Source organism: Prevotella illustrans, assembly GCF_017426725.1.
Lineage (GTDB): Bacteria > Bacteroidota > Bacteroidia > Bacteroidales > Bacteroidaceae > Prevotella > Prevotella illustrans.
In genome coordinates this window covers 36,220-50,168 of record NZ_JAERMS010000002.1, presented here as the reverse complement: position 1 = coordinate 50,168, position 13,949 = coordinate 36,220, and the positions used below count along the sequence as shown (strand labels likewise).

Genomic DNA, 13,949 nt, shown 5'->3' with positions numbered 1-13,949 from the left:
GTCCGGCAGAAGACGATGGAAAAACAGCCTCTGCCAGACTTGCAAAAAATTAATCACATTGTTTTTACTTCACGATAATCTTCTTACCACCGATGATGTAAAGTCCGGAAGGCAAACCGCTAATAGCCTCCTTCAAACTCTTGGCTTTCTTAATAAGCATACCGGCAAGCGAATAAACATTATAGTCAGTTGCCTTAACTTTTTGCATGATAATACCATCGATGGCGGTAGGCGTGGCTGGAAGAAAATCTTCGCAGGTATGTTTACAGAGAACAAGCCCCCAATTAAAGAATTCTGTAGGTTCAGCAGAGGTTCCCCAAACTTTACCAGAGTTATTACGTGTCCTTCCCATAGTGATGATTCCAGTACCATCTACCAATGGGTCACACACCATACCAATTGAAGCTTCATTAAGTGCCACCTGTTCGGTTCCCTTTACCAATTTATCACCTTCAAGTGTATATTTATTAAGTCTAGACATTCCCGACAAAGCATACCCATAAAGCCATATAGAAGACGGATCTTTTGTTTCGACAACGGCAAATGCTCCACTAATACCTTTCCCATCTGTGCCTGCGGCAAGACGTTTACCATTTTGGGCATCCACTTTCACAACCATTGCTTCATACCATCTATCCGTTGTTGCGATAAAAGGGGATGAAGCTTCATCATCTGCCATGCTTCCTATTAGCAATCCTGTGATATAAAGACTCCCGTTACAATACTGTAGATTTTTATTTTGTATCCCTTGGTTTTTCCCGTTGAATTTCCCTGTCACGAATGACTTCATATAATTGATGCTCAAATTGTTACAGTTTAAAGACGCATAATAAATACTCCAGCAGTTATTAGGTTTCAAAGTAATATCACCAAACTTGATGGTAGATGTACCGTCTCCCACGATCCGTCCACTTACATAGATAATATCGTTTTTAATGACCATCTTATCAAACGAAGCAAACTTGATGCTACTCTCGTCTTCTGTCATGAACTGGAGTAGATAGCCATCCTTGTCGAGTTTGGCAATAAATGGGTCGCCGGCAGAGGTCTGTATGGTTCCATCCCAAGCTGCCGTATTCTTTGCCTCATGAGTTTCCTCTGTCCCATCACGTTTGATAAATGTCATAGAAGACATGTAATTACCACAGACATAAATATTTTCTTTACTATCCACCACTACTCCGCGATAATAAGCAGCGTATCCACCGTAATCCTTGCCTTCGATGGTAGGATGAGTGGTGGTGGCTATCAACTTTGCCCATTTCACTTTCCCGTCTTTATCTATCTTGGCGATGACACCTTCAACGGTGGAGGTCTTTTCGTTTCCGGCCGGTGTGTAGCTCACTTCGGTCTTTTTGTTGTCAGCCCCGACCATTCGGAAAAGCGTAGTTTCTGTCTTGTTGGCGAGATTGCGCACATCGGAAATCATAATCAGTCCTCCGTCTGATGTCGGATAAATGGCTTGATTATTGTACAGATAACCTTTATCCGAGTACACCGTCCAAAGTACTTCCCCAGTCTGCTGATTGTATTTCTGCAACAAGAGATTATGATTTACCGCATTGTCATTATTTCCCGCATACGGGCATCCCTCAATGGCTTTGCCTTCAGCGTCTTTAAACGGTTCCCCGTCGAAATAAACATTGGTTCCGGTAAGAGTGTTAGAACCGAAAGAGGCAAATGCCACATAGTTACCATCAGTAGTCTTGATGATGGAAACAGGCGTGTTTCCGGCTTTGGTCTTTCCATAAATAGTGTGGTGCCACTGATACTTGATGTCCGCAGCGTGGACAGCAGCCACGATTGTTAACATTACAAACAATAGGAGTAATTTTTTCATCATAGTCTTTAGAGTTTTTAATTGAATATTTATTTAAAATTAAAATCAGAATTCCAGGCCCAATGAGAGGCGCAGGAGGCTGTTGTGTTCTGTCTTCATGTAGTGCGCGTAGTCCCAATTAGCGACAACAAACACGCAGTAGTCGCGTTTCACGGCATAGTTGGCTTCGGCCCGTAAACCGGCATCATAACGGTTGTTACCATAGAAAGCGTAACGATGGTACACGGGCACCATCATATTCTCATTGACACTTCCGTTCAGCACCATGTTGCAACGGCTGTTCCAAATGTAGTCCAGATGTGCGGAAGTTTGTAAAAGCCACTGCTTCATCCGCCACATTCCTTTCAGCGAGAGAGCCGAGACCTGTGCCGAAGAGGCCATCTTCCGCCACGGTTCGGCATAGGTTTCGCGGATGTGACGGTAGTGTTGGCTCAACGAAAGGTCATATACAGCCATGCCCGACGGGCGATATTGGCATAACAGAGCGCCCGAGAGCTTCCATCGGGTCTCTTGATACTGCCGGCCGGAAGCAATCTGCGGATAGATGTTATCTTGTGCCGAACCGAAGATGTTTTCTATTCCCCGACGCCCGTCGTAGGTCTCCGCCAGCCTCACACCCCACGTGCAGGTTTGTCCTTTGTGCATATAGCCGGCTTCAAAGCCCTGATGTCGTAATTCCAACTTCGTCAAAGGCAATTCGTTGAGGTCGGAAATGATTTTCTCTATCGATAGAGAACTGTAGCTCAACGAGACATATACGCCATTTCGAGGGATCACAGGACGTAGTTCCATGGTGGCCTCCCACCCCAGCCCTTTATAGTAAGTGGAAGTGTAGGAACCCCTGAAACGGTAATAATCCATGCCCAGTCCGGTAAGCTGATAGACGACCGGTCGCGATGTTTCGTTATAAAACTCAAGCGTATTCGTCTGCTTGTATCGTCGGAAACCTGCCGACAGCCCGCCTTCATAAGTCCCATTGAACAGTCCGGAATAGGCCATTCCCGCCTTCACTTTCAAATAACCCGTGAGATTTTTGGGGCGGGGATCCACCGTCCGATATTCCAACCGGGCCGTATAGCGACCTTCCACGCCGACCGTCCATCTGTTCTTGTGATAGGCAAATCCTCCCATGAAGTCGTAAGTCTCCTTTCGCGAGCCCCCTCCCCCGATGGTATCGGCCATGACATAGGGGTAAAGGAGGTCGAAATCGGTGGTTTCGTTGTAGCGTATGTGGTGGGTCTTGCCATTGGCGTAGTGGGCTGTTCCCCACAGGGAAATCATCTTTTTTCGCAGAAAAGCGTCTATATCGCCCCCTGCGGCCGCTACCTTATCACCATATTCCAGCTGTTGCGGAAGGGTGGCTCGGCTGTCGGTGTAGGTCGCGCTCAAGCGATTCAGCGAATACCGGTAACGATTCCATTGCATGGCAGGATTGAGATAGATATCCGGAAACCATGAACGAGTGTCGCTCCGGTGCTCCACCTGTCGTTCCACCACATCGTCGGTAGCCTTTGCCGATGCCACGCAGCCAAAGGAAACAAGCGAAACCGCTATCAGAAATTGAACTGTCTTCTTATCCACATTTTTTGTTTTTAGTCGTTTACTTCTTCGGAGTCACGCCATCGTAGGTATGTGTCGAAGCCTTCGTGCCGTCCGCACTGATGGCCGTGCCCTGCTCCTCTATCACCGAGGGAATGCACTCTGTGTTGAAATCTTCGGTGGAATTGTTGGTGTCTTGTAGGTGTATGACACCTTTGCCGTCTATAAACTGCAACTTGCGGCGGATGCTTTTGAAGTAGCGAGTCTTGTCGTGGTCCACATGCCCGACGTGTGTCCACCCCGCATCCACCGACGGCGGGAGGATGTTCCACAGCCGGCTGCTCTGCACACTACAATTCACCCCGTCCACAATCCACGCATTGGGAATCTTATAAGCCGTCTGTTGCATGGGGAAAGTGCCTTGCGGAAGATACATCGTATAATAATAGGTGTACAGATAGTCTTTGAGATACTGCTCCTTAGTGACGTTTTTCGGGATGCGGGCGAGGGCAAACGACGTGAAGCCTCTGTTGTGCAGGACATAGAAACTCAACGTGTAGCAATACCACTTGTCCAGATTGGGCACCGTGGGACTGTCTATATCCAAATGAGAGGGGGATGTGGAAATGTCATACCACTCAAAGTCGGCCTTGCTCAAATCGAATGAATTGGGATTGGCCACCCGATGGTCGATGCCCGTGTCGCAGATGAGCAGCGACTTACCAGGCATAACCGGATGTTCCGTTCCATTACCGGGAATCACGTAAACAGACCACACCGTGAACGTGTCTTTGCGAATGTCGGGCGAGTATTCAAAATATTGCACCGACTTAAACTTCGACTCACAGAAGGCCAGGCCATCGGCATAGAGCACATGGTCGGTGTTATTGAATATCTTGATGTACCCGTCGCCATAATATTGCGACCCCGAAGCGCGCAACGTGCCGGCAAAGAATATCTCCTCGAAGATGAAGTCTTCGTTTGCCGCCGAGAGGAAAGTCTCTATCCGAAGACTTTCCGACGCTCCCGTGAGGGTGATGTTTTCAGCCTTTCCGGTGAGGTGTCCTTTCGCCGTGGCGACCTCTGTTCCGTCACCGTTATCGTAGGTCACATCGGCCGAATACACACAGTCGTAAAGTCCTTCCGGCAACCGAATGTTGCCGGAACGGGCCACACTCGTCTTCTCGCCCGACGTAAGGTTGGTGAATTCGATCTTCTCCGAAACCACCTTGAGGTTTTTCACGTTCGTGGGATAATCTATCATGAGACTTGGGGAAACCTCCGCAAGCGTCTTGTCTTCGGTACACGACGACAGCAGGGCAAGCATGACCAGCGCCAAAGTATATATAACGTTTTTCATATTCTTATTCCTTTCAGTCATTAGCAGGTTGTGTTTATATCGTAAGATTGGCCTCCACCCCGAAATAAGGCGAAGCGTTACGGCGTATCACCTTACCGTTAGACTTATAATCGGGCAGGTAATCCAATATCTTATTGGCAAAGAAAGACAAACGCATGTAGCGCCCGATGCGCTTGGTAGCCTTGAGGTTGACGATCATCGACATCGGCACCGTGAACGGGCGGAACATATCTTCCTTATAGGTCTGCACCAACTGCTTCAGGAAGACATTCTGCTCGCTCTCCGAAGTGTATGGGTGCACCTTACCGTCGGCCGCCGAAATGTAGGCTATGGGGTAGCCGCTCTTCTCCTGCCGCTTCGTCTTGATGAGCCACATGCACTGCACCGACGTGGTGAAGATGAATCCCCATTCGGGCACTTGGGTATCGAGCGTAAAGTTGGTGTTCACCCGATCGTTCACCCTCCCGTCGTTCCAGTCGTAGAGTCCTACGTATGACTCGCTCACGGGGCGGTTGTCTATCACGGTGCTCACGGGGTCGAACATCGGCTGGCTGTTGGTGTAGGTGGTGTGAAACCATGCTCCACTGACATTGAAGCGGGTGCGCAGGGCGCGGACGCGAGCGGAAGTGAATTGCAGTTCGACGCCCTGTTTCACCATCTTGCTGCCGTTCGATGCCTGCTGATAGCCGTCGAGCACGTGTCTATTCTCAAAAGGCAGCGTGCGCCAGTCCGTTGCGGCGGACATCTGCGTGGCGTCATATTTCTTGTATAGATAGTCACCGTAGATGCGGGAGTATCTGAAGCCCGAGGTCATTTGCTCATAAAAATAGTCCACGCTCAGCGAGTTCTCCTTCCAGTCTACATCCAATCGCACCTCCCATTTCCGATTACGGGCCGGCTTGATGGCATAATTCGTAGGATCCTGTCGGTAGCTCATCACCACAAAGCGGCTGTCGCGCTCGGGATTCTGGGTGTCGTAGTAGGCCAGTTCTACGAAGTCGCTGTAGTAGTTGTCAGGATAGAGATAGTTAAGTGTGGGATTTTTTGTCGTCAGCCCCCATCCCGAGGCGAGCGCAAGGCGTAGCGGACTACCCCCGACCGTGAGATAGGGCAACCGCCAGTTGAGGTTGACGCGCGGGTCGGCATACACCTTTCCGCTCATTTCAAAACGCTTGTCAAGTCCCGGCATGGTGTTCAGCCTCACTCCGAACATGCCTTCCAGCACGCTACCCCCAATCTTCGCCATGAAGTTTTCTTCGCCAAAGGCCGACAGATTTTGCAGTCCGGGAATATCCTTATAGCGCCGCGGCCTGGCCGACCAGCCGTTCACACTGAGCGGATGGCTCATGTCGTACACCTGTCCGTCGCCGTAGTTCTTGGAAAAGTCCCAGTTGAGGCCCACCTTCAGGCGGTTTTCCACCTTACCTACATCCAACCGGAGCAGTCCCTTGGCTTTAAGCCAGGCGTTGAAGGGTTTGCCGTCGCACAGATAATCGGCCACATATTCGGCATAGACGGCAGCGGCCTCACGTTCTCCTTCCTCCCATCCCGTGGGCACGATGCCATAGCGTTGCGGGGCCACGAGACGTCTCTCACGCAGACGGTCCAGCTGCTGCGCCACGGAGCTGTTGACTTCTATCTCGCGGAGCAGCCCCTTTTCGCGCTTCAGCGACCAGCTGTTGGTGAAGACCATACGATTGTAGTTGGATCGGTATTCGTCGATGCGCCCGTAGTTGAGATCGGGGTCAGCCTTACTGTTGTCGAAAGAGCCGGAATAATCGAGTGCCGACTCCCACTTCCATTCCGCTTGTCCCGCCGTCGTCTTCCTGAATGTGTAGCGCAGCGAAGCATTCAACCGCTTGTAGTTTTCGAGATTGTCGGTAGGGTCTACCTTCGAATCCAGATAACCGAGGTCTACATTGAGCACCCGCCTGTCACCATTCCCGATGGCGATGCCTTTCCCCAGGGAGAACAACTTACTGTAGCCGTCGGCTTTAAAACGAGCCGAGAGCGGTATCTTCCGGCGTATCTTCTTGATGTTTACGATACCGCTGGTCAGGTTTCCATATTCCGCCGAGGGTATTCCCCGTATCACCTCCACGCGCTCAATGTCGTCGGTGCCTATCGTACGCATGTCCACGCCCTTGTTGGTGATGTTGCGATAATTTTCCGCCCCACCCCCCGAAGTGATGTGTTGCGTGTCGGAAAGCGGAGAGAATTGCAGGTTGGCATCGGTATTGATGGGTGTGCCGTCCACGACAAACTGCGTGCCGAGCGACGATATGGCAAAGGCATTGTTATGCGACAAGGCCCCTCCGGCAGTCAGGCTTCCCGTTTCGCGCAAGGCTATCGTGTTGGCCACGCCCATGTTCGGGTCTTTGGAATAACCTCCCGGCAGCAACTCCATAAGGTCGGCCAGACTGTTGGGCTGTAGCTGGTTCATCGCGTCCCGCCCGATAACTGACTTGGTGACGAGCCCTTGGGCCTCTTTGGCCGTGACCGTCACCTCACTGAGACGGAGGTTGGCCTTCAGCCCCACGTTCAAGATCGTGCTTTTGGTAAAAGTCACCGTGCGCCTATAAGGTTCATACCCTACATAGCTCACTTTCATCACGTAGCTTTCGCCGGCCACCACATCAATGGAGAAACGCCCGTTGGCATTGGCCAGCGTGGCTCTTGAATGCTTGCCTTGAAAAGAAACGGTGGCCGCGGCAAGCGTGCTTTTATCCGCGACATCAGTCACAACACCACTCACATTGACGTATTTCTGTCCTACACAGTTCAGCGAACCCCAACAAAACAAAACGGTAAAAATGTATCTTAAATCCATCAGATAAAGGATATGCGCATCTAAAGACAATGTATTTATGAAACAAAGTTAAGGCCATTTAACATCATTATCAATACCTAAAAATGATTATTTTGCAACCGGTCGGGTACGATATAGCTCTCACGCTTACTGCTCAGAGAACTTTCCTTTTGTAAACATTTGCTCATAAAAAACGACCTTATTTATTTTGTCAATTAGCGCAAATATTTTTCTCCAATAGCCATTTAATACCCTATTTTAGTACTTTTTATGCTTCTTGTTCAAGGGTTCTCATTGTAAAAGCAGCCCTTTCACTCCCCTATTTTGCAGTTTTCTCGTGCTCAAAGGGCTGCTATTATATTCCAATCGCAGCCCTTTGAGCTTGCAAAAGCATAGCTATTGCAAGGAGATATACCTCCACGCAATAGCTATTTTGTATTTAAGTTATTGGTAATCAATGGTTAACACAATATTCAAATTCCTGCCGTTTTTCTCGCCGAAATCCTTTTTGAATTTAAATATTGCCACTTTTTTACTGCTCTTTGTCAAATAAATTCATAGTACAACATGATAATCCTATCACGATAATTCCCTCTTTGGAAATTATCAATAGCTTTACCACATTAAGTTTTGATAAAGGTTTACTTCCACGTGAAGTTCTCTTTTCCGGCTCCAACCTCGAAATGATATTTTACAATTCCAAGATCCGTATTGCTCCAACGACCATTGTCGCAAGTGATGCTCACCTCATTGCCTTTGCCGACAATCATGAAGTTTTGTTTATTCAAAGCAGTTGGCGCAAGCAGCGTTGCATTTACTCCATTCGTGAACCATTCGGGAGCATTGCCATCATAACGGCTTACTTCCTCCGGTGTTTTCGACTTATGAGGAACACCCTGACTTGCGCCATAGCCAACGGCTATTATGCCATTCAGCACAGTACCTTCACAATTTCGCCGGGCAGCGCTTTTACTGTAAGTTCCGCCTATCCACCACGAATTCAAACCGATTGTCTGAGCGTAGAGCACGAGAGCTATTCCTGTGTAACCCAGCAGTTCCTCTATATTAGAAATGTCGGGACCTGATAATACGAGATAGTTCTTCACTCCTTTGGCGCGGAACAGTCGTATGATTCCCCATATCGGTGATAACTCGACGTTTGTCACGAGGGCTATGTTCACGCCATACTTCTTGTTAATCTCTTCGATTCTTGCATTCAGTTTTGCAACGATGTCAGCCGGTATCGGCCTGTCCGTATACTTACGCACCATGTGACGCGCGCTTATCGCTTCTTTTATACCCATATCGTTTTCTTTTTTATAATTAGTTCATCATAAATATTGTGCGGATAATAGTCGGTCAGAGCAAATTCATATTAGCATAGCACACATCGCCATTTTCATTTTTCGTCTTGTTTGTACTAAATACCTTTCACTGACATAGACGATTCATCGACAAAAATATTTTAAGTTTTTAGATGTTTTAACTAGATTCCGGCGCTCAAACCGCCGACAAAATCCTATACCAACTCTCCTGTATCAATAGACTACCGCGGAAAAGTCGATTTACGTTAAACTTCTTATTTCTTTCAAATATTATATTGTTTTTTCGTAAGTTTGCAAGAAATAATCATACAAATATCGTTTTATGGAAAATATAGAAGTGAGCAGGCTCGAAACGCAGCCCCAAGATTTCAGCACGGCAATCAAATTGCTGGATGAGCGGCATGTGGCATATACTGATGTGACTAACGCTAACTGGTCGACAGATTATCCTTACAAACCGGCGTTTTCATTTCGCATGGCACATACAGCTCAAAGTCTGATTATAGAATATCGTGTGAGAGAGACCAGTATCGCTTCGGTAGCCGGTCGTGATAATGGTAAGGTGTGGGAAGACTCTTGCTGTGAATTCTTCTCACAGCTCCCCGGCGATAACTTCTACTATAATATGGAATGTAATTGTACGGGCAGGTTGCTCATCGGATGTGGCCCTACGCGCGAAGGCAGACAATTAGCTCCAGCGGCTGTTCTTGATAAAGTGATGAGATGGAGTTCTTTAGGTTCGGATGATATAGCGCTTGTTGAAGGAGATTTCTCATGGAATATGGTTCTTGTCATTCCCAAAGAAGCATGGTTTCAATCAAACATCCGGAGCTTTGACGGTATGAAACTGAAAGCCAACGTCTACAAATGCGGCGACAAACTGAGCCAACCCCATTTCTTGTCATGGAATAAAATCGATATTGAAAAACCGGATTTCCATCGTCCGGATTTCTTTGGAGACATGCTCATGATGTAATATGATAAATATAGGGAGAGCTTTTATTTTGTGAATTGATACTTTTCTATTACTTTTGCATTATTAATTATAATGAAATATGGCAGTTACAGAAGAATTACCCAAAGAGGATAAACGTGGAATAAGTTTTGTAGAACAACTTGTTGAAAAAGATTTGGAGGAAGGAAAAAACAACGGACGAATCCAAACTCGTTTCCCGCCAGAGCCTAACGGCTATCTTCATATAGGGCACGCAAAGGCTATCTGCATGGACTTTGGAATAGCAGAAAAATATCATGGCGTTTGTAATTTGCGATTTGATGATACGAATCCCAGCAAGGAAAATACAGAGTATGTCGAGAATATCTTAAATGATATAGAGTGGCTTGGCTTCAAGTGGCAAAATATTTACTATGCTTCCGATTATTTTGATAAGCTCTGGGAGTTTGCGGTTTGGATGATTCAAAAAGGTTATGCTTACGTTGATGAACAGACTGCGCAGGAAATCGCTGACCAGAAGGGTACCCCGACCAGTCCCGGTACTGCCAGTCCCTACAGAGACAGACCTGTCGAGGAGAATCTTCGTCTGTTCGAACAGATGAATACCCCCGAAGCCGTGGAAGGAAGCATGGTGCTTCGTGCCAAGCTTGACATGGCGAACTCGAACATGCACTTCCGTGATCCTATCATGTACAGAATCATTCACACGCCACACCACCGCACGGGGACGAAATGGCACGCCTATCCCATGTATGATTTTGCGCATGGGCAAAGCGATTTCTTTGAAGGCGTGACGCATAGTATCTGTACGCTCGAGTTTGTTCCCCACCGCCCATTATACGACAAGTTTGTCGATTTCTTGTTGGAAAAAGAAAATGACAATCAAGCAAATTACAGACCCAGGCAGATAGAATTCAACCGTCTTAATCTGACCTATACGGTTATGAGCAAGCGTAAGTTGCATGCCCTGGTGGATATGAATTTGGTCAATGGTTGGGACGACCCACGTATGCCGACACTCTGTGGAATGCGGCGCAGAGGCTACAGTCCACAGAGTATTCGTAACTTTATTGATTCTATCGGCTATACGAAATTTGACGCCTTGAATGACATCGCGTTATTGGAGTCGTGCGTGCGCGAAGACTTAAATAAAAGAGCCTGCCGCGTGAGCGCCGTACTCGATCCCGTGAAGCTCGTTATAACTAATTATCCCAATGATTTAAAAGAGGATTTGGTTGCAGTAAACAATCCTGAAAACGAGCAGGATGGTACTCATACAATAACTTTCTCAAAGAATTTATGGATAGAGCGTGATGATTTTATGGAAGAAGCGCCGAAGAAATTCTTCCGTATGACCCCCGGCAAAGAGGTTCGCTTGAAAAACGCCTATATCGTTATGTGCACCGGCTGCACAAAGGATGAGGACGGCAATGTCATAGAGATTCAGGCAGAGTACGATCCGACGAGCAAGAGCGGAGAGAGCGGTGCTAACAGAAAAGTAAAAGGCACGCTGCATTGGGTATCTGCCGACGATTGCCAGAAAGCTGAGGTTCGTGAATATGACCGACTCTTTTCTGTGGAAGATCCGTCTTCCGATGAGCGCGAGTTTTTGGAATTGCTTAATAAAGACAGTTATATCGTAAGGAATAATTGCTATGTAGAAAACTGGGCGGCCGAAAAGCAGCCCGGCGAGTATTTGCAGTTCCAACGGATCGGATATTTCATGAAGGATCCGGACGCTGTAGTCGACCATCTTGTCTTTAATAAGACAGTAGGCCTAAAAGATACATGGGCAAAACTTAGTACCAAATAAATACAGTTGAGCCATGGATGAATCCTATGGCTCAATTTGTTTTCGCGCCCCAAGACGCTACGCATGAGCGTCTCTCCCCTATTCCAAATGTCATGCGAGAATAATAAGTAACATTTTATATATCAAGAAATGTCCGTACTCTCTTACCTTTTAAGCAATCTCAATTATTTCACCGTCTGGTTTCTGATGATGTTGGAAAGCACAGTCATACCTGTTCCCTCAGAATTGGTTGTTTCTCCGGCTGCCTATCACGCGGCAGGAGGCAACTTGAACATCTGGCTCGTCATTCTTTTGGCAACATTAGGCGCTGATTGCGGCGCGACAATCAATTACCTTGCGGGCTATTATTTAGGTCGCCCCATTATCTATCGTTTTGCGGAAAGCAAGTGGGGAAAGGTATGTCTGCTCAACAGGCAGAAAGTTGAGAAAAGCGAATCCTATTTTAACAATCATGGTATGGTTGCCACGATAACGGGAAGATTGATTCCCGGTATTCGTCACCTTATATCTATTCCGGCAGGTCTGGCCAAGATGCACTATGGCAAATTCATTCTCTATACCACGATTGGTGCCGGTGTTTGGAATTGTATTCTCGCTTTCCTTGGCTGGTATTTGTTTTCCATCGTTCCGGAGGATAAACTTGGCGAAGCCATAGAGTCTTATAGTGAATATATAAAATATGCAATCATCGGTATACTTTTATTGGCAATCATGTATTTTGCCTTCAAGAAACTATTAACATATATACACAAGAAATAAATTACGGAGGATTATTTATGCTACTAACAGAAATTGATAAAATTCAGATTGAGAAACGGGGGATGACCGAATCCCAAGTCTTTAACCAACTGAGACAACTGTCAGAGGGATTCCCTTATTTGAAACTTAAAGGCGCAGCAACAATTGACGCCGGCGTTTTGAGAGTTTCCGAACAAGAAAAGGAAGAATACCAAAAAAGGTGGAGAGATTATCGGGCGGGCGGAAAGAAACAAATCTTGAAGTTCGTTCCTGCCAGCGGTGCCGCGAGCAGAATGTTTAAGGATTTATTCGCGTTTCTTTCCGCGGATTATGATACACCGCAAACCGATTATGAAAAGGAATTCTTTACACACATTACGAAATTTGCTTTTTATAATGCACTGAATGAAGCATGCCTTAAAAATCAAGGCAAGACAATCACAGAACTTCTCGATTCCACTCATTACAAAGCCATTGTTGAAAACCTGTTGTTGCCATGCGGCCTGAATTACGGGCAGCTGCCCAAAGGACTCATCCTGTTTCACCATTACCATGATGAGGATCGTACTCCGATGGAAGAGCATTTGGTGGAAGCAGCCTTGTATGCAAATGCCAACAATACGGCAAACGTGCATTATACCGTCAGTCACGAGCACCTGGAATTATTTAAGGAGAAAGTAAATAAGAAAGCGCCCGGCATAGAGAAAAAGTATGGGATGAAATTGAATATTTCTTTTTCAGAACAGAAAGCCAGCACCGATACGATCGCGGTAAATCCTGACAATACCCCTTTCAGAAATGAAGACGGTTCCCTGCTCTTCCGTCCCGGGGGGCATGGCGCCTTGATTGAGAACTTGAACGATGTCAATGCTGATATTATCTTTGTAAAAAATATCGATAATGTAACTCCTGACAAATTCAAAACCGGCACGATAACTTACAAAGAGGTTATCGCAGGGGTTCTTGTAGAGAAGCAGGCCAAGACTTTTGAATATTTAAAGGTTTTGGATAGCGGAGAATATTCACACGAGTTACTGCAAGAAATTGTCAGATTTTTACAACGAGACTTGTATTGCAGAAAGGATGACCTGAAAGAGTTGGAAGATGCCGATTTGACTTGCTATCTGAAGCAAAAGTTGAATCGCCCCATGCGTGTCTGTGGCGTTGTTAAAAATGTAGGTGAACCCGGAGGCGGTCCTTTTATTGTTTATAATCAGGACGGAACGACAAGCCTCCAAATTCTTGAAAGCAGTCAGATCGACACCAATAATAAGGAGTTTGTCAAGATGTTTACCAATGGCACGCATTTTAATCCGGTCGATCTGGTGTGCGCGGTCTATAATTATAAGGGCGAGAAATTCAATCTTCCGGATTACGTGGACCATAGCACCGGTTTCATCAGCCATAAAAGTAAGAATGGAAAAGAACTGAAGGCATTAGAACTTCCCGGACTTTGGAATGGCGCCATGAGCGATTGGAATACGATTTTCGTTGAAGTTCCTCTCAGCACTTTTAATCCGGTTAAGGTGGTGAATGATTTACTAAGGGAACAACATCAATAATATTGTTT

General features: G+C 46.7%; 9 protein-coding genes. 4 read left to right on the top strand and 5 right to left on the bottom strand.

All coding sequences use genetic code 11. From position 1 onward, the window contains the following. Window positions 1–64: 64 nt before the first annotated feature. From JHU38_RS01085 to JHU38_RS01065, 5 genes are all read right to left on the bottom strand, one after another. A complete protein-coding gene (locus JHU38_RS01085) occupies window positions 65–1,801 on the bottom strand; it encodes a hypothetical protein (protein WP_317195999.1) in 1,737 nt (578 codons plus the stop codon). A gap of 84 nt (window positions 1,802–1,885) precedes the next feature. After that, entirely contained in the window at window positions 1,886–3,421 is a 1,536-nt protein-coding gene (locus JHU38_RS01080; protein ID WP_107582525.1) for a DUF6850 family outer membrane beta-barrel protein, read from the bottom strand. Window positions 3,422–3,440: 19 nt separating this feature from the next. Further along, window positions 3,441–4,760, bottom strand: a complete 1,320-nt coding sequence (locus JHU38_RS01075) for a DUF4876 domain-containing protein (protein WP_107582526.1) — start codon at window positions 4,758–4,760, stop codon at window positions 3,441–3,443. Between the two features lie 13 nt (window positions 4,761–4,773). After that, complete coding sequence (locus JHU38_RS01070) at window positions 4,774–7,569, bottom strand: TonB-dependent receptor (RefSeq protein ID WP_107582527.1); 2,796 nt, start codon at window positions 7,567–7,569, stop codon at window positions 4,774–4,776. Window positions 7,570–8,189: 620 nt separating this feature from the next. Then, window positions 8,190–8,852 (bottom strand): nitroreductase family protein, encoded by a 663-nt coding sequence (locus JHU38_RS01065; protein ID WP_107582528.1) that lies wholly within the window; start codon window positions 8,850–8,852, stop codon window positions 8,190–8,192. Window positions 8,853–9,195: 343 nt separating this feature from the next. Here JHU38_RS01065 and JHU38_RS01060 point away from each other — a divergent pair, with 343 nt between their 5' ends. The 4 genes from JHU38_RS01060 (at window position 9,196) to JHU38_RS01045 (ending at window position 13,941) form a co-directional block, all read left to right on the top strand. Then, the gene (locus JHU38_RS01060) at window positions 9,196–9,849 is read left to right on the top strand and encodes a carbohydrate-binding family 9-like protein (RefSeq protein WP_107582529.1); all 654 of its coding nucleotides are present in this window, start codon (window positions 9,196–9,198) and stop codon (window positions 9,847–9,849) included. A 79-nt stretch (window positions 9,850–9,928) separates the two neighbouring features. Beyond that, a complete protein-coding gene (locus JHU38_RS01055; RefSeq protein ID WP_107582530.1) occupies window positions 9,929–11,641 on the top strand; it encodes a glutamine--tRNA ligase/YqeY domain fusion protein in 1,713 nt (570 codons plus the stop codon). 129 nt (window positions 11,642–11,770) lie between these two features. Then, window positions 11,771–12,400, top strand: a complete 630-nt coding sequence (locus JHU38_RS01050) for a DedA family protein (RefSeq protein ID WP_107582531.1) — start codon at window positions 11,771–11,773, stop codon at window positions 12,398–12,400. A 17-nt stretch (window positions 12,401–12,417) separates the two neighbouring features. Continuing rightward, on the top strand, window positions 12,418–13,941 hold the full coding sequence (locus JHU38_RS01045; protein WP_107582532.1) for a DUF4301 family protein: 1,524 nt from the start codon (window positions 12,418–12,420) through the stop codon (window positions 13,939–13,941). Window positions 13,942–13,949 lie beyond the last annotated feature (8 nt).